The organism is Stenotrophomonas sp. 115C5, from assembly GCF_056861055.1.
On the sequence record NZ_JBSPUQ010000004.1, the window covers coordinates 134,810 to 160,805 of the forward strand.

At 61.6% G+C, this 25,996-nt stretch carries 21 protein-coding genes and 1 pseudogene; 12 read left to right on the top strand and 10 right to left on the bottom strand.

What is annotated here, in order from left to right:
* Positions 1–575: 575 nt before the first annotated feature.
* The 3 genes and pseudogenes from AC13FN_RS07480 to AC13FN_RS07490 form a co-directional block, all read left to right on the top strand.
* Complete coding sequence (locus AC13FN_RS07480) at positions 576–2,156, top strand: ATP-dependent nuclease (protein ID WP_482984489.1); 1,581 nt, start codon at positions 576–578, stop codon at positions 2,154–2,156.
* A complete protein-coding gene (locus tag AC13FN_RS07485) occupies positions 2,134–3,231 on the top strand; it encodes a UvrD-helicase domain-containing protein (protein ID WP_482984488.1) in 1,098 nt (365 codons plus the stop codon). Before AC13FN_RS07480 ends, AC13FN_RS07485 begins: the two co-directional genes overlap by 23 nt.
* Before the next feature lies 1 nt (position 3,232).
* A pseudogene (locus AC13FN_RS07490) lies at positions 3,233–3,451 on the top strand (DUF4158 domain-containing protein); the annotation flags it as partial.
* A 224-nt stretch (positions 3,452–3,675) separates the two neighbouring features.
* Here AC13FN_RS07490 and AC13FN_RS07495 read toward each other — a convergent pair.
* On the bottom strand, positions 3,676–4,257 hold the full coding sequence (locus tag AC13FN_RS07495) for a hypothetical protein (RefSeq protein ID WP_482984487.1): 582 nt from the start codon (positions 4,255–4,257) through the stop codon (positions 3,676–3,678).
* Between the two features lie 739 nt (positions 4,258–4,996).
* On the opposite strand from AC13FN_RS07495, the gene AC13FN_RS07500 reads away from it, so the two are divergent.
* The 5 genes from AC13FN_RS07500 to AC13FN_RS07520 all read left to right on the top strand — a co-directional run bounded on the left by AC13FN_RS07500 (position 4,997) and on the right by AC13FN_RS07520 (position 13,399).
* Complete coding sequence (locus AC13FN_RS07500; protein WP_482984486.1) at positions 4,997–6,736, top strand: hypothetical protein; 1,740 nt, start codon at positions 4,997–4,999, stop codon at positions 6,734–6,736.
* A 66-nt stretch (positions 6,737–6,802) separates the two neighbouring features.
* Positions 6,803–10,651 (top strand): wall-associated protein, encoded by a 3,849-nt coding sequence (locus tag AC13FN_RS07505; RefSeq protein WP_482984485.1) that lies wholly within the window; start codon positions 6,803–6,805, stop codon positions 10,649–10,651.
* A gap of 5 nt (positions 10,652–10,656) precedes the next feature.
* A complete protein-coding gene (locus AC13FN_RS07510; protein ID WP_482984484.1) occupies positions 10,657–11,589 on the top strand; it encodes an RHS repeat-associated core domain-containing protein in 933 nt (310 codons plus the stop codon).
* Between the two features lie 64 nt (positions 11,590–11,653).
* Positions 11,654–12,193 carry a hypothetical protein gene (locus AC13FN_RS07515; RefSeq protein WP_482984483.1) on the top strand — a complete coding sequence of 180 codons (540 nt, stop codon included), beginning with the start codon at positions 11,654–11,656 and terminating at the stop codon, positions 12,191–12,193.
* A 369-nt stretch (positions 12,194–12,562) separates the two neighbouring features.
* Entirely contained in the window at positions 12,563–13,399 is an 837-nt protein-coding gene (locus tag AC13FN_RS07520; RefSeq protein WP_482984482.1) for a hypothetical protein, read from the top strand.
* Positions 13,400–13,797: 398 nt separating this feature from the next.
* On the opposite strand, the gene AC13FN_RS07525 is transcribed toward AC13FN_RS07520, so the two are convergent.
* A complete protein-coding gene (locus AC13FN_RS07525; RefSeq protein ID WP_482984481.1) occupies positions 13,798–14,508 on the bottom strand; it encodes a hypothetical protein in 711 nt (236 codons plus the stop codon).
* A gap of 185 nt (positions 14,509–14,693) precedes the next feature.
* On the opposite strand from AC13FN_RS07525, the gene AC13FN_RS07530 reads away from it, so the two are divergent.
* The 3 genes from AC13FN_RS07530 to AC13FN_RS07540 all read left to right on the top strand — a co-directional run bounded on the left by AC13FN_RS07530 (position 14,694) and on the right by AC13FN_RS07540 (position 16,734).
* Positions 14,694–15,449, top strand: coding sequence for a tetratricopeptide repeat protein (locus tag AC13FN_RS07530; RefSeq protein WP_159360145.1), 756 nt, complete (start codon positions 14,694–14,696; stop codon positions 15,447–15,449).
* Positions 15,450–15,906: 457 nt separating this feature from the next.
* Positions 15,907–16,263 (top strand): hypothetical protein, encoded by a 357-nt coding sequence (locus AC13FN_RS07535; RefSeq protein ID WP_044570193.1) that lies wholly within the window; start codon positions 15,907–15,909, stop codon positions 16,261–16,263.
* The gene (locus AC13FN_RS07540; RefSeq protein WP_217015799.1) at positions 16,264–16,734 is read left to right on the top strand and encodes a hypothetical protein; all 471 of its coding nucleotides are present in this window, start codon (positions 16,264–16,266) and stop codon (positions 16,732–16,734) included.
* Positions 16,735–16,838: 104 nt separating this feature from the next.
* Here AC13FN_RS07540 and AC13FN_RS07545 read toward each other — a convergent pair whose 3' ends face one another.
* The 8 genes from AC13FN_RS07545 to AC13FN_RS07580 form a co-directional block, all read right to left on the bottom strand.
* Positions 16,839–17,465, bottom strand: a complete 627-nt coding sequence (locus AC13FN_RS07545) for a nucleotidyltransferase family protein (protein ID WP_482984480.1) — start codon at positions 17,463–17,465, stop codon at positions 16,839–16,841.
* Positions 17,441–18,502 (bottom strand): XdhC family protein, encoded by a 1,062-nt coding sequence (locus AC13FN_RS07550; RefSeq protein ID WP_482984479.1) that lies wholly within the window; start codon positions 18,500–18,502, stop codon positions 17,441–17,443. The genes AC13FN_RS07545 and AC13FN_RS07550 overlap by 25 nt, the downstream gene beginning before the upstream one ends.
* Before the next feature lie 9 nt (positions 18,503–18,511).
* Entirely contained in the window at positions 18,512–20,716 is a 2,205-nt protein-coding gene (gene paoC, locus AC13FN_RS07555) for an aldehyde oxidoreductase molybdenum-binding subunit PaoC (RefSeq protein WP_482984478.1), read from the bottom strand.
* Entirely contained in the window at positions 20,716–21,666 is a 951-nt protein-coding gene (locus AC13FN_RS07560; RefSeq protein ID WP_482984477.1) for an FAD binding domain-containing protein, read from the bottom strand. The genes paoC and AC13FN_RS07560 overlap by 1 nt, the downstream gene beginning before the upstream one ends.
* Positions 21,663–22,310: an aldehyde dehydrogenase iron-sulfur subunit PaoA gene (gene paoA / locus AC13FN_RS07565; RefSeq protein ID WP_482984476.1), complete on the bottom strand. Its 648-nt coding sequence runs from the start codon at positions 22,308–22,310 to the stop codon at positions 21,663–21,665. The genes AC13FN_RS07560 and paoA overlap by 4 nt, the downstream gene beginning before the upstream one ends.
* A 268-nt stretch (positions 22,311–22,578) precedes the next feature.
* On the bottom strand, positions 22,579–23,310 hold the full coding sequence (locus tag AC13FN_RS07570; RefSeq protein ID WP_125436988.1) for a hypothetical protein: 732 nt from the start codon (positions 23,308–23,310) through the stop codon (positions 22,579–22,581).
* An 80-nt stretch (positions 23,311–23,390) separates the two neighbouring features.
* Positions 23,391–23,867, bottom strand: coding sequence for a nuclear transport factor 2 family protein (locus AC13FN_RS07575; protein WP_322547554.1), 477 nt, complete (start codon positions 23,865–23,867; stop codon positions 23,391–23,393).
* Between the two features lie 62 nt (positions 23,868–23,929).
* Positions 23,930–24,499 (bottom strand): TetR/AcrR family transcriptional regulator, encoded by a 570-nt coding sequence (locus tag AC13FN_RS07580; RefSeq protein ID WP_482984475.1) that lies wholly within the window; start codon positions 24,497–24,499, stop codon positions 23,930–23,932.
* A 168-nt stretch (positions 24,500–24,667) separates the two neighbouring features.
* Here AC13FN_RS07580 and AC13FN_RS07585 point away from each other — a divergent pair, with 168 nt between their 5' ends.
* Positions 24,668–25,621 (top strand): alpha/beta fold hydrolase, encoded by a 954-nt coding sequence (locus AC13FN_RS07585; RefSeq protein ID WP_482984474.1) that lies wholly within the window; start codon positions 24,668–24,670, stop codon positions 25,619–25,621.
* The last annotated feature ends 375 nt before the right edge of the window (positions 25,622–25,996 follow it).

A 25,996-nucleotide genomic window follows, 5' to 3' on the forward strand; every position in this document is an offset into this window, starting at 1 on the left:
TATCGCTGCGCGCGGGCGCGAAGTCTGGCCAATCCGGGGGGCTTGTCCCGGGCCTGGCGCTCCCGCAGGCTTGGCCCGAACCGCGTCGCCAGGCGGCCCTGCGCCGTTGCGAGGTCGCTCGCGGCCCTCGTTCGGCTGGTCTCGGCATGCCCCCTCCCCTGCTCCTTGGCCCGGAGCCGGCCGACTGCTTCCGGGCCAAGCATGGTGAGTCGGGCCTTCAACGCCTTGAGGGTGGTCGCCAGGGAGTCGCTCTACCCACACTGATGGTCCCGACCGACCATCGGTCGATCACGCAGGCGAAGGACCACTTTCAGTCCGCCAGCACGCTGGTCTCACACCTACTCGATTAGCGCCGTCGCAACTGCTGAGATGGCGGTGCGGCACGCTAGGGAGAGCTGTGGCACCATTCGACCATGGTTCCCTCGTATTACTTCCTAGACACCGAGTGGGCCGATGTAACGGGCAGCGAATTGGTTAGCCTGGCGCTTGTGTAGTATGACTCAGATCGGAAAGGAGGCCAGTCAGGGTGCGGGCAGGCTTCGCCACCGGGCTCGTTGGCCATCAAAGGACTGTGCATGCCGATCGAACGTATCGTTATCGACAACTTCAAGTCGTTTCACCATCTGGACCTGCCCCTCAACGCCCACATGAACCTGGTGGTGGGCGATAACGAGGTTGGCAAGTCCACCCTGCTGGAGGCCATCCACGTGGTGGTCACCGGGCAGCTCCATGGGCGCAATCTCGCCTATGAGCTCACGCCCTACCTGTTCCACCAGCCGACGGTGCAAGAGTACTTGGCGGCGCTTGCAGCAGGCACGCGGGCGTCGCCGCCGCGGATCTCCATCGAAGCGTATCTAGGCGCAGACGCCGCGCTGGCGTCGTTGCGCGGCACCAACAACTCGTTGCGCCTAGATACGGCCGGCATCCGGCTGCTGGTTGAGCTCAACGACGACTACCTCGAGGAGTTCAACGCCTACCTGCGGCAGCACCAAGGTGCGGTCAGCCTGCCGGTGGAGTACTACACGGTGCGCTGGTATTCCTTCGCCAACAATGGTGTCACCGCCCGCAGTATTCCGTTCGACTCGACCATCATCGACACGCACGGCATCAAGACCTTGTCCGGTGCCGATCGCTATATCGCAGGCATCATCGAACAGGCACTGACGCCTGCGCAACGCGTTTCGCTGTCGTTGAGCTTCCGCCGCATGCGGCAGAGTTTTTCCGAAGAAGCGGATGTGGCGGCGATCAATGCCTACCTCACCGAGCACACCGGGGACATCAGCCAGCGAGCGCTGACGGTGGGTGTGGACACATCGCCGCGCTCAACGTGGGAAACCAGCTTGTCACCGTACTTGGATGAGCTCCCTTTCACCCAAGCTGGCAAGGGCGAACAAAGCGCGGTGAAGATGAAGCTGGCAATGCATGCGGCGGGCGCTGCCCACGTGCTGCTGATCGAGGAGCCGGAGAACCATCTGTCCTTCTCCAGCATGACCCAACTGATCGACAAGATTGCGGCCCTCTCCACCGCCCAACAGGTGATCATCGCTACCCACAGCAGCTTCGTATTGAACAAGCTGGGCGTGGACAACGTGATCCTGTTCAGCGCGCAGGGCCAGATGAAGCTGGACCAGCTGCCGAGCGATACGCACGACTATTTCATGAAGCTGCCTGGCCACGATACGCTGCGGCTGATCCTGGCCAAGCAAGCAATCCTGGTGGAGGGTCCTTCCGACGAGCTGATCGTGCAGCGTGCCTACAGTGACCACCACGGCGTGGCGCCGATGGCTCACGGCGTAGACATCATTTCGGTCAAGTCGTTGGCATTCAAGCGCTTCTTGCAGATTGCAGATCGACTGAAGATTCAGGCCAAGGTGATCACCGACAACGATGGCGACGTCGCCGTTGTGCAGGAGCGCTATGCCGAGCACATCAACGCGATCTACTACGATTCCGACGAGCACGCCCCATCGCTGGAAGAGCAGCTGATCAAAGCCAATTCGCTGGCCGAGCTCAATACTGTGCTGGGCAAGACATTTGCCGACGAGGTGGCGCTGCTCAAGTACATGAAAGGCCACAAGACCGATACAGCCCTGGCAATCTTCAACAGCCCGCAGTCGCTTAGGTTCCCAGACTATGTCCAGCGTGCCATCACCTAACCTGGTACTGCTCTCAGCGGCCGGCTCGGGCAAGACCACGTTGCTGGTCCGGCAGGCCTTGGAGCGGCCTGCGCGCCGCATTGCGATTGTCACCTACACTCTGGAAAACCTTGAGGAGATCCGGCGCTCGTTTGAGGTTCACGCCGGTGCGGTCCCCGCGCACGTTACCTTGCACAGCTGGTATGGCTTTCTGCTACGCGAGTGCATCCGCCCGTACCAGGGTGCGCTTTGCCCCGAGCCTCGGATCGAGACGATCCTGTTCGTGGAAGGTCGCACTGATAACCGCGCTCCACGCACCCAAGTGGCGCGCCACTATCTGGCAGGCAACCGGATGTATTCCGACCGGGCGGCCGACTTTGCTGTGCGCTGCGATGAGCTGACCCACGGTCAGGTCATGGCGCGCCTGGCGGCCATGTACGACGAGCTCTACATCGACGAGGTCCAGGACCTGGCCGGCTATGACTTGGATCTGGTCGAGCGGCTGTTGAAGAGCGACATCGCGATCACGTTGGTAGGCGATACGCGCCAAGCCACGTACGCGACCAACTACGCGCCGCGGCACAGTCAATATCGTGGGCCGAACATGGCAGCGTTGTTCCGGATTTGGGAAGCGGATGGCTTATGCCATCTCGGTCACCGCCTCATCAGCTTGCGCTGTGTCCAGACGCTCTGCGACTTGGCCGACGCGCTCTATCCGCAGATGCCACGGACCGAGTCAGGCAATGGCGAGATCACTGGGCACGATGGCATCTACCTTGTCGCTCCCGAGCATGTGAGTGCGTACATGCAGGAATTTGCTCCCACCGTGCTTCGGTACGACCGTCAGCAAGCTTGTGACGGATTGCCGGCCGTGAACTTCGGCCAGTGCAAGGGCCGGACCTATGGGCGTGTACTGATCTTCCCTAACGGGCCACTGACGCTGTACATGCGCACGGCCGATGCATCTCGTATCACCGCGCCACCGAAATACTACGTGGCCTTGACCCGGGCGCGGCAAAGCGTGGCCTTTGTGTATGCCGGCGCGTGTGCGTTGCCGGGTCATCAGCTCTACACGCCTGCCAGCGCAGACGCGTAGAGCCACTGACCAACTCGAACGCTACGACGCCTCCGGCAGCAAGCGCCGACAAATGCCGCAACTTCGGCAGTTCATTGGAATACGTCCCTTGGACAAAGCCGGGTCGTCTTGGCTGGACACCGTGGCCACCGCTGAAGTCCAGACCAAGCACACCACCCCGGACACCGTGAACGTCCTGCTCAAAGAGCTAGTGCACCATCGCTATGAACTTCCCGGTTTCCCGAGCGCCGGTTATGCGGTTATGCGGTTATGCGGTTATGCGGTTATGCGGAAATGGTACGGTTGTCAGCACGGGGCTGGGAACCACTCAACCTTGCCCCCGATAAATAGCCCCAATCCCCTGCCCGGCCGAGGCTCCCCTCCCCCGGCTAGAGCCTATCGTCCTAAAGGCGCGTAATGAAGAGGTGATGCGGAGCAATGGCCAAGTGCCCGTGCCATTCGCCATCAGCGAGCGTAGTCTGTCACGGAGTCCTGATTTTTATCGCTCCACTCAAAGCTGATACCGTTGACCGCAGACGATTCATTCGCAAATACGCTGAAGATGCATATGAGGTCTTCGATCAAGAATTCGTAGGCCCACTTATTCCGCATGTAGTCGGAGAAGACGAGCATGCTCTTGAACGCAGTGCCGTCTGACCATGTTTGCATCCAATAGTAGTGAATAAGCTGATTGCAAACATCAAGAATGCTCAGATCAACAGCCTGAGGATTTGCAATGCCAAATCGATCTTCTGGAAATCCTGCGCCTACAAATGTGAATGGCTTGGTGCCGATCTTCTTGTAGCGAATTGCCGGTAGTCGAACGCTTCGAGCACGATCATTGACCTTGGGGCGCTCAAGCAGAGAGCGGACTTGGAAGGCTACTAGCATTAGACGGCGCTCATACAGAACCAGCTGCTTTTCGGACCATCTTCGATACTTGCGATGCTTCTTGAGCCACAGCACCTCTGCGCGCAGCTCTTGCCGCCAATAAGTTGACTCGATCATCTGTTTGAGACCCGAGGTAGCTGCAACGTAGATTGTCACCCATTGCAGAATTCATCAACGGGCAATGCCATCAGTCAGCTGGATCGTCAGCCAAGTGCGATCTTAAGCCCTGACTCCTGCCCAGTTCCCGTGCCAGCGCAGTCGGCTTGAAACAAAGAAAGGATGTCTTTCATACCCCTAGATAGATCTTCCTAAGTCACGGATGATCTCGAGCGTACCCAGGTCCCGAGATTGGAGATAAGGAGGGATCGAATCATATCGCTAGCCGTATCGGCTCCAACGACGCAAATCTCTCCCGAATCCTTGAATACGCAGTACCTATTCTGCGGAAACCCAGCCGACAGTCGCCCCTGCCGCCGCCCCGGCTGCTCGCTGAGGTAGCCAGCAGGCGCCAAATGGCTCAGCAGTTCTGACTGGCCCAAGGTTGGCTTGGGGGCGCTAGATCGCCCCCCGATCGGTTGGACCATGCAAGAGTACAGGCTGTCACTTTTTGCATATCCTTGATCCTGGCTGGAGGAGCAAACCAAAGCCAGTTGCGCGCCGTCAGTTCTTGAGATAGTGTCCGCCGCATTGCAAGGGGACGTAACTGTCATTCTCAAGCGCAGCTATCGCAGCGCCGGCAGTTCATGCGTAAAGCGCAGTAAATGAGGCTCTCTTGGCAGCATTTGTCCATGCGATGCCTCATTGCCGTCCGATAAGTCCTGAAGTTGTCTCGTTGCAGACGTAGTAGTCACCGGATCATGTCTGGCCGCTCGGCTAGCGCTACATGGAGACGTACGTGTCATTGCATTCGAAAGTTATCAGCACTGTCCTCAATCTACTTTTGCTGACACTCGCCGCCGCTGCTCAAGCACAGACTGGCGCACCACTGACCTCATCGCAGGCGGGTGTCTTCTACGAAGACAAGCTCAAGGGCCTGAGCGAACTCACGGCGTTAGGTAATGACCTGTTCGGTGACAAGGTCAGCCTCTATACGGGCGGCATCCAGTTCACCCAGGTTGACGTTGATCTACCTGGAAACAACGCGTTACCAATGAAGTTCTCGCGCACATTGAGAATGGGCGGGCGCCGGGACACCCTCAAATCGATGAGAGACTGGGATTTTGACCTCCCCTACATCTCAGGCATGTTTGGGAAGAGTGGCTGGGTGTCCATGGTGCCGGGCGAGCCACTGCGTCGTTGTTCGATCCCACTGAATTCACCACAGCAGGCCAGCGCTCCATCCGAGTATGTGAGTAGCGGGCAAGGAGACGTAGGCTTCTCCTTTGACCCTCACTTCTTCTGGGGCGGGCTCTCCCTGAGTCTTCCCGGGAGCGACAGCAAGCCCATGATCATCATGGCTGCGGGTGCCAAGCAACCAACCGACGGTCGTGCCTATCACTGGACTACCGCCGATCACTGGGTGTTTTCCTGTCTCCCGAGCACCAGTAACGGCGAGAGCGGGGAGGCCTTTATGGCCCATGCTCCCAATGGGGACAGGTACTGGTTTGACCGCATTGTAGCTATCCCCCGCGGGACCATGACCGCGAACTACGGTAATGGCTTCTTCAATTACACGAGCACGATGGGGCTACGTGAGTTCCGCGCGTTGCCGACCCGTATCGAAGACAGGAACGGGAATTTCATTACATTCACCTACTCCCCAAGCCAGGTCGTGATGAGCGCGAGCGACGGCCGCTCAATTACAGTGAACTCAGGCGCTGACGGGGTAGAGAGTGTCGTCGCCAACGGCCGCACTTGGAACTATGAGTACGCCGGCAGCACTGTCGATCGCAAGCTCAGCCGTGTGGTTCTTCCGGATGGCTCAAGTTGGTCATTTGATGCCGGAGCTGCGTTCGATAGCCCCATTGGCGGCTGGAGGAACTGTGCTGACTTTGTACCCTTCATACCAGGCCCAAGCTCATCCGCGACGGTGTTCATGACTCATCCCTCAGGAGCCAGGGGCACCTTTGAGATGAGCTACCGACTTCATGGCAGAACCAATGCACCGAACACCTGCCGGCCCTTCACGCAGATCTTCTATCCGGTGGAGTCGCACCTCCTGACCGTGCTGGCACTGAATCGCAAGGTCATCTCAGGGCCCGGGCTTGCGACAATGACATGGAATTACCAGTACACGCCGCTTGCTGCGAGTCTGGACACTGGACAGCATATCTACTGCTCAACTACGCCGTGCCCTGAGACCCGCGCACTCACCGTGACTCGCGAGGACGGCAGCTGGGATCGCTTCACTTTCAGTCAAAAGTACGGCGATCTCGAAGGCAAGTTGCTGAGCGAGGAGCGCGGCAATACGCAGGGCGTGCTGCGGCGGATCGACATCCAGTACCGGCGTAGCTCGGACGGCAGCTACGCCCGGATTGGCAGCAATCCCTGTTGGTCATGCTCGAAGGAAGAAGAGCTACCCAAGCCGCTGGAGTCACGCACCATCACGCAGGATGGAAATACATTCCTCTATCGCGTGGACCAGTTTGACGCTTATGCGAGACCGCTGAAGGTCACGCGATCCAGTTCGCCGTGAAGGTGGGTACGACAGGCAGTCGAATGGCAGCGCTCCTGCGCTGCGCCGCACAACCTAGGGAAGCGTATGGCACGCAAATCGCCTCGTAGTAGCGCATATCCGAACAAGACGCTGCTCGCAGCTGCTCTGATCGCCACGGCCTGCCTTCCAGAGGCCCGGGCCGCCACTACCTTGGAAACCCTTAGCTACCATGACAACGAAAGCTCATGGATTCTGGGCCAAGTTGCCACTCGTGCGATCAACGGCGTCCTGGCCGATCAGACGATGTTCGATCCTGTCACCTCTCGACCCACGCAGTTATTGGCGTTCGGGAAGTTGACCCAATCGCTTGGCTACAACGCCGACGGCACCATCGCATATGTACGCGATGGAAATGGGAACACTATCGCGCTGAGTTCTTGGAAGCGCGGTGTTCCGCAGCTGATCAGCTTCCCTGACGGCACAACGCAAAGCGCTATCGTGGATGATCACGGCTGGATCAGCCAAGTCACCGATCAGAACGGGTTTTCGACCGGATATCGCTATGACGCGATGGGACGGGTGGCGGGCATTGACTACCCGAGCGGAGATAGCACCGCTTGGAGCCCGATGAACCAGAGCTTTGTTCAGGTCATGGGCGACGAGTACGGCCTTGCGGCCGGCCATTGGCGAAAAACCACCATTACTGGAAACCGAGTTTCCATCGCGTACTACGACGCACTGTGGCGTCCGTTGATTGTCTCGGAGTACGACGCCGCCGACCTAGGCACCATCAGATTCACCGGCAAGGAGTACGACAACGAAGGCAGGACGGTGTTTTCCTCCTATCCGGCGGCAACAGCCAATAGTGACCGTGGCACTTGGACCGTCTATGACGCACTGGGTCGTACCACCTCTGTTACCCAGAACTCCGAGTTGGGTGACCTTACCACCTCGCTCAGCTATCTCCGAGACGCGTCAGGCGTCTTCACCCTTGCCCGCAATCCCAGGGGCGCCGAGACCCGGACGTGGTATCGCATGCTGGATCAGCCCTCCTTCGACAGTCCTACGCGGATCCTTCAACCGGAAGGCGGGCTGACAGTCATTGATCGCGACGCCTTCGGAAAGCCGCTGAGCATTCGCCGCAGCAGCGCAGATGGCAACTTGGAGGTTACGCGAGCCTATTCGTACAACGCGGCCCAAGAGTTGTGCCGGACAGTAGAGCCTGAGACAGGAGCAACACTCGCCGGCTACGACGGCGCGGGGAACATCGCGTGGTCTGCGTCCGGCCTCCCGAGTAGTACCGGCTGCGAGCCAGATGGCAGCTCGGCGTCGGTTGCTCCGCGACGCGTTTCCAGATCGTACGATGCGCGAAATCGCCTGCTCGCCTTGTCGTTCCCGGACGGCAATGGAGACCAGATCTGGAGCTACACCGCCGACGGAAAAGTTGCCCAGGTCACCACGCGTAATGATGCTGGTAGTAGCCAGGTGGTGAATACCTACAACTACAACAAGCGTCGCCTTGTTACCGGAGAGTCGATCGAACAGACGGGAATGCCTGCACGGTCGGCCGGGTACGTCTACGACCCGCAGGCTTCCTTGGCCGGTGTTCAGTATCCAAGCGGGCTTAACGTAGAGTACGCCCCGAACGCGCTGGGTCAGCCAACGCGCGCGGGCACCTTCGTGTCCAGCGTCTCGTACTTCCCTAATGGTGGCATGAGCCGGTTTGTGTACGGCAACGGGATAGTGCACACAATGCAACAGAACGGAAGGCAGCTTCCAGCCAGTGTTTCCGATGCGGGGGTTCTCAACAACACCTATGACTACGATGCCGCAGGCAACGTAGCGCAGATCGCCGATGGCTTGAACGCAGCGCGCACTCGCTCGATGACGTATGACTCGCAGGATCGCCTGCTATCCACCCATTCAACCGCCTTCGGTGGCAATGGGCAGCTTACCTACAGCTACGACGCCTTGGACAACATCCGCGCGGTCAGACTTGAAGGCCTCAAGGATCTTTCCTACTGGTATGACGCCAACAATCGCCTGACCAACATCATCGACAGTAGCGGCTCCACGGTAGCGGGGCTCGCGTTCGACGTGCAGGGAAATCTTTCTGTTAAGAACGGTCAAGGATTTCAGTTCGACTACGGCAACCGACTTCGCACAGCAGTGGGGAAGGAAAGCTATCGATACGACGGTAGCGGACGAAGAGTCCTGTCATCAGCCGACACTGGCACGATCGCATCCTTCTACGGAAACGACGGGGTGCTTCGCCGACAAGACAATGATCGTACCGCGAGCAGCGTGGAGTACGTCTACCTGAACGGAAGCCTGGTCGCGAAGGCCGCCACATCGACGGCACCCGCCACCCCGGTGATCACCGTGCCTGCCCAGAGCTCCAGCGGAAACTACACGGTCTCCTGGTCAGAGGTAGCCCAAGCCAGCCGGTACGATCTGCAGGAGCAAGCCGGCGCTGGCGCGTGGTCCAACATGTATTCCGGGCCTGACCGGACAAGAGAAGTGACCGGCCGCGCTGGCGGGTCCTACGGCTACCGTGTGCGAGCCTGTCGTGCTGCGGCCTGCGGTGGCTGGAGCGCAACTGCATTCACTTCGGTCCAGTCGCTCCCTACAGCTGGGCCCTCCGTAAACGCGCCTGGGCTCTCAATAGACGGCAACTACAGCGTCTCGTGGCCAGCAATAGCCGGCGCCCAAACTTACAGGTTGGAGGAGTCCGCCGCAGGAAGTGGATGGGCCGAGATCCAGAGTGGCACCATCCTCTCCCGCTCCTTTGTCGGCAAGCCCGATGGCACATTTGCCTACCGTGCACGTGCCTGCAATGCCGCCGGCTGTGGTGAGTACGGCTCAACGGCGTCGGTGCAGGTGCTGCGCATCCCAGGATCACCTGCCGAACTGAGCGCTCCGGCACTGTCCGCGAACGGCGTCTACACTGTCTCCTGGTCTCCAGTAGCCGGCTCGAGCGCCTACCGCTTGGAGGAAAGCAGCGGCGGTTCCGCCTGGATCGTGGCAGCAACAGGCGCAGCGACGGCGAAGGAATTCTCACAGAAGCCAGACGGAAGCTACGCTTACCGTGTGTCCGCCTGCAACAGCAGCGGGTGCGGGCCGAGCACTGGCCCCGCGACTGTCCGGGTCGTTCGTGCTCCGACAGGCAGCTCCAATCTGTCCGGTCCGGCGCTGTCAAATGATGGAAGTGTCGCTCTGAACTGGTCGCCGGTTCCCCTAGCGACGACATACCGGCTCTTCGAAAGCGTATCCGGCGGCGGGTGGAATGCCATCCTCAATAGCGGCAGCACCAGTGCGACATTGACCGGGCGCCCAAATGGAAACCTCAGCTACAGCGTTGCCGCTTGCAACGATGGGGGCTGCGGGCCGCAGGGGCCGGCGTTGAACGTGGTGGTGATGCGACCACCGTCGTCGCCGGCGCTATCCGGGCCGGGTAGCTCCGGCACTGGCAGTTACACGATCAGTTGGAATGCGGTTGATCGAGCCAGTAGCTATGTAGTTGAAGAAAGCGCGAATGGTGGAGGGTGGACGGCGGTCTATAACGGCGGGAGTACTTCTGCGGTCATCTCCAGTCGCGGCGATGGCAGCTATGCATATCGGGTCACCGCATGCAATCAGGGGGGGTGCAGCGGCTACAGCGGCTCAGTTGTGGTGGCAGTGAATGTTCCGCCCGTAACGCCAACTGGACTGACCGCGCGCTTCGTAGTCACCAATGCATTCCCACCGTGGCAGGTGCGCTACTTCGTCAGCTGGAACGCAGTGGCCGGTGCTGCCTGGTACGAAGTCACAGGAAGGGGAACCTATTCGGGACCTGCCACGTCGGTGCAGATCGACTACACGGGCGTTCCTGCAGGTGCCACGTTCCAAGTGAGAGCATGCAAGCCCATAGGGTGCTCGGCTTGGACCCCCGCTGTTTCTGCAACTGGAGGGTAGTGCAAATGAAACGAGCCAGCGTAGCTACCCGTCACTTGATCTCGCTGATGCTGATCTGTGGGGCGCTCAGCCCTGATGTGCATGCACAGACGATAGTCACGTACGTGCACACCGATGCTTTGGGAACCCCAGTGGCAGAGACGGACGCATCTGGAAATCTGATAGCTGAATCATTCTATGACCCATACGGGGCCATTCTCGTTGCAGGTAGCGATGATCAGCCAGGCTTTACCGGCCAAGTGTCAGATGCGCAGACGGGACTCAACTACATGCAGCAGCGCTACTATGATCCGACAATCGGGCGCTTTCTGTCGGTCGATCCCGTGGCTGCTAGACCACGCGGGGACAATTTCAATCGCTATTGGTACGCCAACAGCAATCCCTACACAAACCGTGATCCCGACGGTCGCGAGTGTAGCGGCAAGGGCTGCTGGGTCACTGCTGAGGAAAGAGCGGCCGCCGTATCGGGCGATTGGAAGGCGTATTATCAGTTGGCGGGATCGGGTGGCGATAGATATGCGGTACGCGCGGGCGAAGTGGCTAGCAACAGTGGTGCTACCCCTCTGAATGGTCGGCTTTCAGAGCTTACTAACAAATTTCTCGCAGATTCCATTGCTAGAAACATGGGCGCCGACCCCAGGACTATGACAAGCACGCAGGCAATTGCGGTCGCGTTTAGAATGGAGGCGATAAGAGTTGGTCTTGCAAAGGCGCATGTGCAGGCGCTGGATCAGGCGGGCGCCACCGAGAAGAACCCGGTGATGTTAGACAGGAGTGTCATCGGAGAATTCCACGAGCGAGTCTTCGAGAGAAATGGAGCTGATCCCAAGGCGTTTGGCGGATACAAGACGGATGCCTTGGAGGCCGTAATCAATGTTCTTGGCTCAACGACGCGAGACGTATATGACTATTGCCCTCAACCGAGTTGCAGCAACTAGATTCTTGGTGTGTGTCGCGGCAGTTCTTGGATCCGGGTGTGTAGATTCGCCAACTTCATATCGCGTGGAAGGTGCGAAGACCGATTTTTGTGTCCCTAGCGATCTGGATGCGACGCCGTCCCGGCGGGGTCACGAGGATCCTGTGGTCGGCGGCTTTACGCTGCATGGCTGCTACTCTGCCCATAGCGAAGCTTGTATCGGCCCCGATAATTTGGTCTCGATAGCGGTGGTGGCTAAATCGTACTTTCCTGGGAGAAGGTTTGGCGACCTCCCCGATGGATCCCATCTGCGTACGAGCGCTATTGAAGGCTGGCAAGAAGCGAAGATGCTGGAGAAGGGACTGCTTGCCGTTCCCGACGATGGCGACAAGAGCCACTTTTTCGTATGGCGTCCGAGTGCTCGTGCAGCCACAGAACCGTTGGATGACGACGAACTAATGGCATCCTGTGACACGTTGGGCAATGTGTCCTGCAGTCGCGTACTTCACGGGGACGACTTTGCTGTCACCTATTCCTTCGTCACAGAGAAGGAATTTCCGAACGACTTCGGTTCATTAGACAAGCAAGTCATGAATGAGGTCGAGCGGATGAGATGTAGAAGATAGAAATCTCGCTCGATCACCTCGCCAGTATTGAGTTTCCTGACCTTGGCAGTATTTTATGCGACTGGCGCTGCACGCCGAGATGTTGCAGCGGCAGTCCTTTCGTGTCGCTCGTCTCGATCCACATCCAGGCTCGGGCAATGGCGTGGGAGAGTGAGAGGGAACTGCTAAGGGCAGGAGCGAAACCTTCCAACCAGAAGCGGGCACCTGCCCTACCCCTGATAAATCTTCCTAATCCCCTGCCCCGTCGATGTTCGCTTCCGGCCACGAGCAGAATCCTCGTGCGAGGAAAGCAAGCATCGCTCCTATTTCGGATGAGCCGGGCATGGGTGTAGAATGCCCGCGAACCCCTACGCATTCTAATTACTTCAGATGAATCCAGGCGACGCAAAGGATCTTAAAGAGCTTTGTGATAAGGCGATTGCAGACGTTCAGTTGTTTAAAAGCGGAACGCCTTACGAACAACTTGGGTTGGCCAGTACATTCCGAACAATCTGTACGCCACTTCTACACGCGGGAGAGCTTGATCCTGAGATCCGAAGCGCCACGCCCGCAGTGAAGCTGCATGAGCTGAGAGTAGCAATAAATCGTCTTGGTGGCGCGATGATGTTTAATCGGTCGTCTGTCGATGGCGAGTATCTTCCGGCACTATTTCTCATTAGGGAGGCGCTTGATGGCGTTGCAAGTGCCTCCACACGCAGTCAAATTGGAGGCTCAACGCATAGGTCCGTCTTCTATTCCTGGCAAGCAACCCTTTCGAATCGAACTAACCGTGGGTTTATTCGAGAGTGTCTTCAAGGCGCTGCGGCGAGCCTAAATAGCGATGTCAGTTTGGAGGATTCTGTGCGAATTGACAGTGACACGAGCGGCCGCCCTGGATCTCCGAAGATATTCCCGACAATTCTGGCGAAGATCGATGCGTGCGATGTTTTTGTAGCCGACGTATCTTTTGTCACTGGCGGGCAATGTAATTCCAACGTGATGGTTGAACTTGGGTACGCGCTTAAGACACTTGGTGAAGACCGGATCCTGATGATCTTCAATGAAGCATATGGCGAAATACGCGATCTCCCGTTTGATCTATCTTTCAACAGGCAGCTTGTGTACCGGCTTGGGCAGGACGACGAGAAGGCTGCCGAGCGTAAAAAGTTGACGTCGTTATTGAAGTCTGCGTTGAAGTCTTCATTAGGCAACGTGCCGGAAAGCTAGCGCGCTTCTGATCGTGTTCGCGCATCAGCCATTACTTCGATCGCATCATCGTGGCGGATTTCTTGGCAGCCGCCTTCCGGTCAAATGGCAGGAAGTATCAGCTCTTACCTTGGTGCCCGGCATCATTTGCTTGCTTATCACACTCAAGAAGTTGCTCAAGTAGTACGGGCACGCGCATGCCGCAGCCTCGGAAGTGCTATCGCTATGGCCGCCCTGAATAGTCTCCGCCATCGCCTCGTCTAGAACGCCTGTCGCCGAGTGGCCGGCGCACCATTGCGAGCCATTTCCGTTTTGGGTCGGAAGCTGCCCTTCCCTACCCCTGATAAACATCCCTTATCGCTACTCCCCGTACTGAAGTGCACTGCCACTCCCAGCTTGGCGTTTGCCGAGATCCAGTCCTATTGGGCTGCCGGAACAGGAATCACACCCTTTCGCAGGATCTCCAACCTCCCAACATCGCCAACAGGCACAAGCACTGTAGCCTTCCGCGCCGGGTCCCACAGTGCATAGCTGTCACCAAGACGACCAATCAGGTTTAGGTCGCCCTGCACCTTTCCATCAACAGTCACAGCCGTCACGTGCTTGCCGCCACCAGAGGAAATCTTCTCGGCACGCTGGGAGCCAAGCATGCTTGACGCTATCGAGACGTAGACCAGCATCACCAAGGCGTAGATCAGCCAAGGGGAATCTTTCACTGCGGTGGGCACCACCGGCGAAAGATGCACGATCAACGCACAGATGACCGTTAGAAGAACCCCTATCAGAAGAGGCCACGTGTTTGACCACCAAAGCAGCAGCCCCAGGACAGTGAAGAAAAGCACTGGAAACAGCCATGCGAACAGCTTGCTTTTGGAGCTGCCGCTCGCGACCTTCATCTCCACCCAGCCGCCAAACAGCGAGGCCAGCAGCATGAGAAATAACACCATGCCGATCCCAGCAAGCCCTGCCGGTGCAAGCTCACTCACCGCAACAAACTGAAAGGGATCCAGGCCGAAGTGCCCCCAATACTCCTTTAGGTACAAAGCCCCTTGAATCAATCCAAAGGTGACGAGCGCCGAACCCCATCCAGCAACATCAGCCATCGTTAGCGTCTTCTGCGTACGTTCCATGTATCCCCTTCCATCGATGCAGCCCGCCACATAGTGGCATGCAGCGCTCCGCCCTGCAGAATCCACCCTATTAACGTGACGCGTCACGCCCAATCACCCCGCCCATTGGCGCCCCATCCAACCCCATTGGCGCCCCACCCCTCCCCAACTATAGTTCCACCCCTCACAAGGACGAGGCGGCACACATGCCCTATATCGGAATCGGACTCCACGTACTGGCAGCCATCTACTTCGCGGTGCACGCCATCCGCTCGGGCCAGAGCCTCTACTGGCTCATCCTGCTCTTCTCGTTCCCGCTGCTCGGCAGCGTCGTCTACTTCCTGGCGATCTACTTTCCGGAAGTCCGCCATTCGCGCGGCGCCCGGCAGGTCGTCCGTTCCGCCAAGCAGCTCATGGACCCGGGCCAGGACTTGCGCAATGCTCGCGCCGAACTGGCGCGAACGCCCACCGTGCAGAACCGCGTTCGCCTCGGCATGGCGCTGCTGGATGCCGGCCAGGCAGACGAAGCCAGGACCCTGCTCGAGCAGGCGGCCAGTTCACCACTGGGCGACGATCCCTACATCCTCACCGGCCTTGCCCGTGCCCGCCTCGAGTCCGGGCAGCCCGCGCTTGCGGTCGAGACGCTGGACGGCCTGTTCGCCTGTCATCCGGATATGCGACGCAAGCCGGAACAGACTCTGCTTTACGCGCAGGCATTGGCTGCCGCCCACGCGCCCGGAGCCCGCGCTGCATTCGAGCGCGCCGTCGAATGCGGAAACGATGCGGCCGCCCGCTGCCTGTACGCCGAATGGCTGATGGCACAGCCGCAGCCCGACGATCGTGAGCAAGCCCGCAGCCTGTTCGCCAGCATCATCGACGATGCGCAGCACTGGTCGCGCCACGCGCGCAGCCACAATGCCACATGGCTGGAGCGGGCCAAGGTTGCGTTGAAGGGTTACTGACGCCTGGCGGCCCTTGGCAATCCTGTCGCATTCGCCTCGCTCGCGGCCTCGCCGGGCGGATGCCGACACTCGCTAGGCTTGCACCACCAACATCGCCGATAGCACTGCAGCGCAAGGCTCCAGCTTCGTTGCGTCGTATGCAACGATTCTGAAAATGTTGAAAGTGGTGTCGGCATCAGCCCTACTGCATTGGCATCGCGCACAACCGGGCGTATTCCTTGCTGTGCCACCTTGAACAGGTGGCCGGGCTTCGAAACCCCGGTTGTGCAATCGTAAAAAGCGCTTGCCAGTCGGCACCACTCCGCGTGGTGCCGACTGGCAATCCGTCAGCCGGCTATGGCGGGCGGTGCGTGGGGGCCTTGCGCCCGCCGGTCTGATTGCACACCGGGTTTCGAACCTCGCACCGTCCGCCACCTTTATCGGTGGCGGCTTCTGCATGCACGCAAGGAGCTCCGCCATGACCCAGCCCCACTCCCCTGCCCCGCACCCTATCCACGACGTGCCCGCGAACGGCCCTGCGCTGGATCCAAACACGCTCATCGCCCTGCTGCACAGCATCGGCGCCGGTGCCGCCTCCGATGGCCAGCCGTGGCCGGAACGCCATCAGATGCCCGGTCGACGCATCGCCTTGGCAGATACCGATTGCTCGCTGGCCGGCCTTCGGGTGGTGCTGGAGATCCTGCTGGCCGCGCAGCGCGCCCGCGAAAATGGCGAGCTGGAGCAGTACGTTGGCCCGCGCGTGATGGAAGGGCTGATCATGGCCGGAATCGGCCTTACCGCACACGCCAGTACCCGACTGCATCCGGAGGGTTGAGTGGCCTGGTGGCGCTGGGCGGCCACCGCGCTCTGTCTTGTGGTGGTGGTTGCGGCACAGACGCTGTGGCCGGCGCCGCCGGTGCACTCGCCTGTCGCGTTCCAAAGCATCACCGACCATCGATTCTCACAACTGCGGCGCCAAGCCGTGCAGTTCGTGGAGGCTCGACCACGACAGGGCTTCCAGTTCGTCGAGCGGCATCAAAACGCCGGATTCCAGATTCACTGTGGAGGCGTTCCAGTGCTGTGGCTGGAGAGGCGCTCGCACCATCTGCTGTTGCAGGCCTCACTGGACGCGAAGCAGCGGTCGCCCGCCGTTGTGCGGTTGCGGGCGCTCCTCCAATGGCAGTTGGAGCCGTTGGATTACCTGGAGCAGGTACTGGCTGGCGCGCCGGAACCTGTTCTGTTGGATCGGGTGCTGCAGAGTCTTGCTAGTGATGTGCCTGATGGGGCGCGATGTGGCGTGCCGTAGTCGAGCATGGCCCGACTCTACAGGGTTGCGGGCAGCGAGGGTTCGGGCTGCAGCTCTGCCGCTCGTCGCCTGCGCGACAGGCATTTGCCCAGTGATCATGCGGGTCACCTCCCGGCATCGATCCAGCCCGCATCGCGCGCACGCGCAAGATCTTCTGGCGTATCGATATCCAGGCCCAGTTCCGGTGCCTGCAGGACATGCACCGTATCGACAGGAAGTTGCCGCAGGCGCGCTCCGAAGCCGCGGTCACCGGCTGCACCGACAGAGGTGAACCAGGCGCGCGGCACTACTGCAGGAATGCCAAGCGCGTCTCCATGACGGGTGCCCGCGCACCCTGACGCCGAGGCGCGGGCACCAGAAAGTAGCGCCTGCAGATGGGAGCGCTCGATCGCGGGCTGGTCGCATGCCACGACCATCACCGCAGTCACCGTGGGCAGCAGGTGTGCGCCGGCAACCTGCAGACTGCTCGCCAGGCCGCGTTCCCAGTGGTGGTTGGTTACCGGAGTGGCGTCCAGCCCGGCAATGCTGGATGTCACGGCCTGTGCGTTTGCGCCCACCACGACCAGCACCTGCGCTGGCGCGAGCTCGCGCGCCAACCGCACCACGCGATGTACCAGGGTCTCGCCCTGCCGGGTCAGAAGCTGCTTGGGCTGGCCAAGTCGGGTGCTCCCGCCGGCAGCCAGCACGACGACCGCATGCGCGTCAGTCACGTACCGTGCGCGCTTCGCCATTGCTGCAGCTGTGCGGCGATGCTGAGCGAAATCGCCTCTGGCCCTCGCCCGCCGATGTTCAGGCCGACCGGTGATCGAAGTCTCGGGGAAAGGCGGTGGCGCTGATCCGGTGTCAGCAGCTTGAACAGGTCCTCGCGCCTTCGCCGCGGACCCAGCAGTCCAATGAACGCGACTTTGGTATCAGCCAGGGCCACCAGCGCCTCCCGGTCCAGTTCGAAATCGTGATGCATCACCAGTACCGCGTCGCACGGGTCGCCATGAAGGGCCTCTGCAGGGTTGGTCTGAAGATGCACATCCGCGCACTGCCCGGCTGAGGCCCAGCGCGCTCGCCGTTCGGCCACGCTGACCCGCCACCCCAGTCCCCGCAGCAGCGGAACCAGCAAGGGCGTTTCGGGACCGCCCCCCAACACCAGGGCCCGCGGAAGACGGAGCAACGGCAAATGCCATGCGCCCTCGCCAAAGGACTGCGCCCCGTCCATCGGATGCAGCTGCCATGCCTGCTCGCGATGGCCGGCGCGGAAAACGACCTGCCCCGACGTGCGAAGGTCGCGCTGGAGTGACACACCCTCGCGCAACCAGGCCTCGATGACGGCGTCGATGCCGGACATGGCACGCAATGGCAGGAGCGCAATCCGAAGCCGGCCGCGGCAGCCGAGCGCGGACCCGCTCAACAGGTCGTCGTCACTGCGGGTGTCGATCTCGATCCAGTCGACCCGCCCTGCCGCGCTCACCTGCTCCGCGCGTCGCGCGAGCTCCGGCTCCAGGCATCCGCCGCTCAGCCAGCCGACCTGGCTGCCGTTGCAGAACAGCACCATGTCGCCGGCACCGGCGTAGGTGGAGCCATCGGTTTCCAGCACCAGCGCGAGCACGGCGTGCTCCCCCGCGCGCACGCGCGTCAAGGCCGTCTCGAGTACGCCGCGCGGGCTACCTTCGGCGAGGAAGCCCGGCGCTGCGGACAGGTGCTCGGCAAGATCGCCGGGCTCCCCTCCGCCTGCCGCTGAAGCTTCCAGCGCGGGTGAGGCTACGGGTCGGTCCATGCGCAAGGGTCAGCCCACGTCGGGCAAGCCGTGCAGCAGCTTGTCCAGGGTGATGGGATAGCTGCGCACGCGCACGCCGGTTGCGTTGTAGATCGCATTGGCGATCGCGGCGCCAACCCCGCAGATGCCCAGTTCACCCACACCCTTGGCCTTCATCGGCGAGATCACCGGATCCAGCGTGTCGAGGAAGACCACCTCCTGGTACGGGATGTCGGCGTGCACGGGAACCTCGTAGCCGGCCAGGTCGTGGTTGATGAACAAGCCAAGCCGTTTGTCGACCACCAGCTCCTCCATCAGGGTCGCGCCCGCACCCATCACCATCCCGCCGATGACCTGGCTGCGTGCGGAGAGCGGATTGAGGATCCGGCCGCCATCGCATACGGCAAGCATGCGGCGGATGCGCGTCTCTCCAGTGTAGGCATGCACGGCAACCTCGCAGAAATGCCCTGCATAGGTGCCGACGTCGTAGCCTTGCTTGAAGTCGCCGAAGGCAATGCCGTCCTCCGCCGACAGTGTGCCCGCCTCCGCCAGCTTGATGGTCCGCCCACCCGCCTGGATGAGGCCATTGGCGAAGTCTGCGGTGTCGCCGTCGAAGCCCAGTTTCTCGCCCACCTTGCGGCGCAGGCTGACGCACGCCGCGTACACGCCTGCGGTGGAGCTTGCCGCGCCCCACTGGCCGCCGGAACCGGCGGAGGCGGGATGACGGGAGTCGCCGAGGGTCACCTGGACCCGGTCCAGCGGCACGCCCATGGTCTCGGCTGCCGTCTGCGCGATGATCGTGTAGGAGCCGGTGCCGATGTCGGTCATGTCGGTCTCGACAATCACCCCGCCCTGGCCGTCAAGCCGGACCCGCGCCGCCGACTTCATCGTCGGTGCGCCGCGATAGCCCGCAGACACGCCCATGCCGATCAGCCAATGCCCTTCCCTGACCTGCGCCGGCCTGGGGTTGCGCTTGTTCCAGTTGAAGCGCTCCGCGCCTTCGCGCAGGCAGCGCACCAGGTTGCGGTCGGAGAACTTCTTGGACGGATCGCCGGGCACGACCTCGGGCTCGTTGAGGATGCGGAACGCGATCGGGTCGAGGCCCAGCTTCTCGGCCATTTCATCCATCGCCACTTCCAGCGCCATGTGGCCCGGTGCTTCGCCCGGTGCGCGCATCGCATTGCCTTCGGGCATGTCGAGCGTGGCGATGTAGTTGGCCACCAGGCGGTTGGCGCCCGCATAGAGCTTGGGCGTCTGCAGGGTGCCGTTTTCGCCGTCCTCGCCGTTGATGTTGCCCGACCAGTTCTCATGGGCGATGGCGGAGATCCGGCCATCCTTTCCGCAGCCGATCCGCACGCGCTGGAGGGTGGCGTGCCGGTGCGTGGTGTTGTTGGGCATCAACGGGCGTTGCAGCGCGATCTTCACCGGTCGCCCGACCTGCTTGGCCGCCAACGCGGCCAGCACCGCGTCGGCACGGATGAACAGCTTGCCGCCGAAGCCGCCGCCGATATAGGGCGAGTCCACACGCACCTTGGCAGGATCGATGCCGAGGATCGCCGCCATGCCCTGCCTGGCCCAGTCGATCATCTGGTTCGCCGTCCACAGCGTGAGCGTGTCACCCTCCCAGGCGGCGATGGTGGCGTGCGGCTCCATCATCGAATGACTTTCGTCGGAGGTGTGGTAAGTCTCGTCGAGCTTGACCGCGGCGCTCGCGTAGGCGGTGTCGAAATCGCCCAACGCCTGCCGGTCGGGCTTGCCGTCCCGCCCCTTTGCAAGCGGCGCGGACGGCGCCAGTGCGGGAAAATCGAAGCGGCCCTTGCCGCGCTCATAGCGGGTGCGGATCAGCGCCGCGGCGGCGCGGGCCTGCTCGAAGGTTTCTGCCACCACGCAGGCGATGGCCTGGTGGTAGTGGGCCACTTCGGGTCCGCCGAACAGCGGCGCATTGTTCCAGTTCGATGTGCCGACCGGCTTGGTTTCCGGTGCGGTGATGACCGCCAGTACGCCAGGCGCGGCACGTGCGCGGGACGCATCCATCGAAATGATGCGCCCTTTGCCGATGCCCGCGCCGACGATGTAGCCGTAGGCCTGGTTCGGCGCCACGTCATGGCGCTCGTAGGCATAGGGGGCGGTGCCGGTGGTCTTGCGTGGACCGTCGATGCGCGGCGTCGACTTGCCGACGACCTTGGCTTTGTCGAACAGGTTGTCGCCGGCGGGGGCGTTGAATTCAAGGGGCATCAGCGCTCTCCTTCCACCAGCACCGCTGCGAGGGTGCGCTCTGCGAGCGCGATCTTGAACGCGTTCTCCGGCGTCGGACGGGCACCGGCGAACACCTGCCGGGTCGCGGCCTTTACGCCGTCGCGCAGCAGGGGTTCGGCTGCCTCGACGCGCCACGGCTTCGGCGCGACCCCACCGAAGGCGAACCGCGCCGAGCCGTCTCGCTGCACGACCGCGGCGACCGACACCAGTGCGAACGCATAGGACGCGCGGTCCCGTACCTTGTGGTACACGTGCCGACCGCCCAGAGGTTCCGGCAGTGTGACGTGGGTGATCAGCTCACCGCGCTGCAGCACGTTGTCCTGCTGCGGCCTGTCGCCGGGGGAACGATGGAAATCGGCAATCGGGATGCTGCGCGTACTGCCGTCACCCCGGACGGTCTCGATCGAGGCGTCCAGCACCCGCAGGGCCACCGCCATGTCGCCCGGATAGGTCGCGATGCAGCTGTCCGAGGTGCCGATCACGCCCATCTGCCGGGAGAACCCCTCGAGTGCGCCGCAGCCGGATCCGGGCAGGCGCTTGTTGCAGGGCAGATGGGGGTCGTAGAAATACGGGCAGCGCGTGCGCTGCAGCAGGTTGCCGCCGGTGGTGGCTTTGTTGCGCAGCTGCCCGGAGGCGCCTGCCACGATCGCGCGGGTCAGCACCGCGTAGTCGCGGCGCACGCGCTCATGCGAGGCCAGCGCGGTATTGGTGACCAGCGTGCCGATGCGCAGGCCGCCCTCGTCGGTGGGTTCGATCCTGTCCAGGCCGATGTCCTGCACATCGACCAGGTGCGCTGGCGTCTCGACCTCCAGCTTCATCAGGTCGAGCAGGTTGGTCCCTCCGGCCAGGAACTTCGCGCCCTCGGTACCGGCGACGGCCTTGGCAGCCTCGGCCGGGGATTTCGCGCGTTCGTAACTGAAGGCCCTCATGAGCGCCTCCCTGCAGAGGTCACGCCAGCGACCTCTGCCATCGCCTCGGCAATGTTGGAATAGGCCCCGCAGCGGCAGAGGTTGCCGCTCATGCGTTCGCGCATTTCCATGTTGGTGGCCCGGGGCCGTGCGCTGACGTCCGCCTGTACATGGCTGGGGACACCCCGCTTGATCTCGTCCAGTACCGCCACCGCCGAACAGATCTGCCCCGGCGTGCAATACCCGCACTGGTAGCCATCATGCTTGATGAAGGCGGCCTGCATCGGATGCAGGTCATCGGGGGTTCCGAGGCCTTCGATGGTGGTGATGGCATCGCCCTGGTGCTGTACCGCCAGGCTGAGGCAGGCATTGATGCGCTCACCGTTGACCAGCACGGTACAGGCACCGCATTGACCGTGGTCGCAGCCCTTTTTCGTTCCGGTCAGCTTCAGATGTTCGCGCAGGGCATCGAGCAGCGTGGTCCGAGTGTCGAGTTCAAGTTCCCGCTGCTTGCCGTTGACGGTCAAGGCCACCGTGCTGATGACCGGCGGCCTGGGCGGCGGGGGCGCCGCCAGTTCGGCGGCGAGCGAGGAGGCCCCCGGTGCGGCGGACATCGCCACGGTCGTGACGCCGCCGGCGATCACCTGGCGACGCGTCAGCTTCATTCCTTCATCACAACTTGGCACAGTGACCTCCTGGCGTTCGGGGAAACCCCGTGGCTGGATGGACGCGCTCACACTACCGAAGGGCTACTATGCCCCTCTGCGGGGTACAGACCTGTGAAGTCGGCGAAATGTACGAACATGATGCAGCAAGCCCGAAGAAATCGGCTGCATCCAGCCACAGCGCGGCACTCTTGAGCCATGCGTATGCCTCACTGGATGACTCACAGTCCTGTTTGTCCCTCAGCATGAGGAACATGATGGCCCGACGCTACAAAGGCGTTCGCTGGGAGGGCTCGGGTTCGTGGATGGAGCCCTCCAACAAGGCAACGTAGGTATCAAGCCTGGTGCGAAGGCCGATCAGCATCCAGCCCAGCAGGTACAGCAGCACCATGGCGAAGATCAGTAGTGCACCCAGCGGGCCAACATCGAAAGCGCCCGCCCAGTCGCCCCATTTCCATCCGCGGAACTGCAGGTAGAGGGCAATCAACAGCGGGAATGGTCCCAGCCGCTGCAGGCCGCCATACATCATGCCCATGCGCTCAATCATGTTTGTGCGCAAGGTGCTGACGAACTTGAGTCGCCGCTCGCGCTGGACGCGCGGGAATCCGCGAAGCTCGGTCACCACCGCTTGCCAGTGAGCGAAGTCTTCATCCATCTCCCGGGCGTGCGAGAGCCGCGGCTGGATGAACTGGCGAATGCCCCTGCGGGCGGCCAGTACGCCACCGACAATGAACCCTCCTATTTCGATTGCCAGGCAGGCAACAACCACCTGGAGCACTACGCCAAGAGGCAGCCATCGATCCGGAAGCTGACCCATGAGAATGCCGATGATCGCCGCACCCACGCCGATGCGAAACGCCCACGTCTCCACCCTGCCCGCCTTGGGGTAGATGCTGTGCTCAACCAGTCCCTGCACCCGCTGGTAGAGCCAGTGGAATGTCAGTTCCTGCGAATCGGTCTTTGCCGGCGGATCGAATCCGCCCCCTGCCTGCATGTCCATTGCGCCCCCTGCCCCGGCCGGCACAGACGCCGGCCACCCCATCGTACCTGAGCGCGCTTGGAATGGCGCCCAAGCGGAAATCACATACCCAGCTCCGACAACCCCGGATGATCATCCGGGCGACGCCCAAGTGGCCAATGGAACTTGCGGTCGCTCTCCTTGATCGGCAAATCGTTGATGCTCGAGAAGCGGCGTTGCATCAAGCCATCCGCGTCGAACTCCCAGTTTTCGTTGCCATAGGAACGGAACCAGTTGCCGGAGTCGTCGTGCCATTCGTAGGCGTAACGGACAGCAATACGGTTTTCGGTAAAGGCCCAGAGCTCCTTGATCAGGCGGTAGTCGAGCTCCTTGTTCCATTTGCGTGCCAAGAACTGCCGGGCTTCTTCCCGGCCGTTGGTGAACTCGGCGCGGTTACGCCACTGGGTGTCGAGCGAATAGGCAAGCGACACCTTGTCGGCATCGCGGGAGTTCCAGCCATCCTCGGCAAGACGCACTTTCTGGGTGGCCGATTCAAGGGTGAACGGAGGAAGCGGCGGACGGGGTTGTTCTGCGGACACGGGGAGACCTCCAATCGAGATGGATACACGGGTTGCTTCAACGGATCTGGGGTACCCAGGCGCTAACGCTTGGCCTGTTCCAGCAACAGCTTCGCGACATCCTTCGCAGTGTCTGCGGCGCCGTAATCACCCATCACGCGCGACAGGGTGATGGCGCCTTCCATCAGGACCAGCAGCTGACGGGCCAGGTCCGCCGGCTGCTCCACATCCAGTTGCTCGGTAAGTTCCAATGTGTAATCGAACAACTTCTGCTTGTGGTTCCGCGCGATCTCCCGGATCGGATCGGCAGGGTCGCCGACCTCGCCCGCGGTATTGATGAACGCACAACCGCGATAGCCCTCGGACTGGAACCAACCCTTGAGCACGGTGAACATGCCGAGGATGCGTGCTTCCGGGGTATCAGCCTTGTCGCACTCCTGCCGGAACCAGGCCAGCCAGCGCACATCGCGCGCACTCAGCGCGGCAGCGGCCACGTCGTCCTTGTTCTCGAAGTGGCGGTAAATGCTCTTCCGCGCCACGCCGGAGGTCTTCACCAGCAGGTCCATGCCGGTGGCGTGGATCCCGTTCTGGTAGATCAGCGCCTCGGCCGTGGCCAGGATCTTCTGGTGGGTATCGGTGGTGGCCTTGCTCATGGCCAAAATGTAGAACGGTCGTTCTACCCTGTCAACGGGCGATGGCGAGTGGTCCGCACGCGCACATGCGTGCAAGACGATCTATCAAGAAATACGGACAGTACATCACCCTTACGCCTGATTACGGGCGCAAAGTACGCCTCACCACCCACCCATGAGAGTTCCCGCATGAAAACCTTCGCCCGTACCCTGGCCGTTGCCGCCCTCGCCCTCTCGGTCCAGGCCGGCCTGTCCGCGCAGGCCGCCGAACCGGCCAAGCCGGCTGCAGTTACCAGCATCGCGCGCACCGCCAGCTACATCACCACCGCCGATGGCGTGCAGCTGTACTACAAGGACTGGGGCCCGAAGGACGGCCCGGTCGTCACCTTCAGCCACGGCTGGCCGTTGAATTCGGACAGCTGGGAATCGCAGATGCTCTTCCTGGCCGATCATGGCTACCGTGTCATCGCCCATGACCGTCGTGGCCACGGTCGTTCCAGCCAGCCGTGGGACGGCAACGACATGGATCACTACGCCGATGACCTGGCCACGGTGATCAATACGCTGGACCTGCACGATGTGACCCTGGTGGGCTTCTCCACCGGTGGCGGCGAAGTGGCTCACTACATCGGCCGGCACGGCACCGGGCGGGTGAAGAAGGCCGTGCTGATCAGCTCGGTACCGCCTTTCATGCTGAAGACCGCCGACAACCCGAACGGCCTGCCGATCGAAGTGTTCGATGGCATCCGCAAGGCACAGATGGATAACCGCGCGCAGCTCTACAAGGACATCCCGTCGGGCCCGTTCTACGGCTTCAACCGCCCGGGCGCGAAGGTGTCGCAGGGGCTGATCGATGCGTGGTGGGCGCAGGGCATGCAGGGCGGCCACAAGAACACCTACGATTCGATCGCCGCGTTCTCGGCCACCGATTTCCGCGCGGACCTGAAGAGGTTCGATGTGCCCACGCTGGTGATCCACGGTGACGACGACCAGATCGTGCCGATCGATATCTCAGGCCGCCAATCGGCAAAGCTCATCAAGGGCGCCAGGTTGATCGTCTACCCGGGTGCGCCGCATGGCCTGACCGACACCCACAAGGACAAGGTCAACCAGGATCTGCTGACGTTCCTGCAGGAAAAGTGAGTGGCCGGGGCTCCGTTGTGATGGCGGAGCCCTTCCTGCCCAGAAACAGGGCCGGCGCCGGATGAGCGCCGGCTGCCACGTCAGCGCACGATTGCGGCCGTGGGATTTCAGGCCAGCGATGGAGCGCGTTCCGCACTTTGATGAAGGGTTAACCTCCAACGGAGGACACTGCGCCCTCACGGCTCTTCTCCGGCGCAGAATCCTTTGCTCCCGTGTCCAGCCTTAGACGACACGGCCATGCATCCTCCCAATGCCTTCCGGATCCACGCGATCCAGCCCCTTCTTGCGCGCAATGGCGCAATCGTTCGCCTTGATCAGTTGCGATCTACCTGCAAGAGTTGCGGCCTGCGCTCGTCAATGAGCGAGAACGCTGGC

What these genes read in the sequence shown, in the direction of transcription:
- AC13FN_RS07480 (WP_482984489.1), top strand. Translation starts at nt 576, where the DNA reads ATGCCGATCGAACGTATCGTTATCGACAACTTCAAGTCGTTTCACCAT.
- AC13FN_RS07485 (WP_482984488.1), top strand. Translation starts at nt 2,134, where the DNA reads ATGTCCAGCGTGCCATCACCTAACCTGGTACTGCTCTCAGCGGCCGGC.
- AC13FN_RS07505 (WP_482984485.1), top strand. Translation starts at nt 6,803, where the DNA reads ATGGCACGCAAATCGCCTCGTAGTAGCGCATATCCGAACAAGACGCTG.
- AC13FN_RS07510 (WP_482984484.1), top strand. Translation starts at nt 10,657, where the DNA reads ATGAAACGAGCCAGCGTAGCTACCCGTCACTTGATCTCGCTGATGCTG.
- AC13FN_RS07520 (WP_482984482.1), top strand. Translation starts at nt 12,563, where the DNA reads ATGAATCCAGGCGACGCAAAGGATCTTAAAGAGCTTTGTGATAAGGCG.
- AC13FN_RS07525 (WP_482984481.1), bottom strand. Translation starts at nt 14,508, where the DNA reads ATGGAACGTACGCAGAAGACGCTAACGATGGCTGATGTTGCTGGATGG.
- AC13FN_RS07530 (WP_159360145.1), top strand. Translation starts at nt 14,694, where the DNA reads ATGCCCTATATCGGAATCGGACTCCACGTACTGGCAGCCATCTACTTC.
- AC13FN_RS07535 (WP_044570193.1), top strand. Translation starts at nt 15,907, where the DNA reads ATGACCCAGCCCCACTCCCCTGCCCCGCACCCTATCCACGACGTGCCC.
- AC13FN_RS07545 (WP_482984480.1), bottom strand. Translation starts at nt 17,465, where the DNA reads ATGGCGAAGCGCGCACGGTACGTGACTGACGCGCATGCGGTCGTCGTG.
- AC13FN_RS07550 (WP_482984479.1), bottom strand. Translation starts at nt 18,502, where the DNA reads ATGGACCGACCCGTAGCCTCACCCGCGCTGGAAGCTTCAGCGGCAGGC.
- paoC (WP_482984478.1), bottom strand. Translation starts at nt 20,716, where the DNA reads ATGCCCCTTGAATTCAACGCCCCCGCCGGCGACAACCTGTTCGACAAA.
- AC13FN_RS07560 (WP_482984477.1), bottom strand. Translation starts at nt 21,666, where the DNA reads ATGAGGGCCTTCAGTTACGAACGCGCGAAATCCCCGGCCGAGGCTGCC.
- paoA (WP_482984476.1), bottom strand. Translation starts at nt 22,310, where the DNA reads ATGAAGCTGACGCGTCGCCAGGTGATCGCCGGCGGCGTCACGACCGTG.
- AC13FN_RS07570 (WP_125436988.1), bottom strand. Translation starts at nt 23,310, where the DNA reads ATGGACATGCAGGCAGGGGGCGGATTCGATCCGCCGGCAAAGACCGAT.
- AC13FN_RS07580 (WP_482984475.1), bottom strand. Translation starts at nt 24,499, where the DNA reads ATGAGCAAGGCCACCACCGATACCCACCAGAAGATCCTGGCCACGGCC.
- AC13FN_RS07585 (WP_482984474.1), top strand. Translation starts at nt 24,668, where the DNA reads ATGAAAACCTTCGCCCGTACCCTGGCCGTTGCCGCCCTCGCCCTCTCG.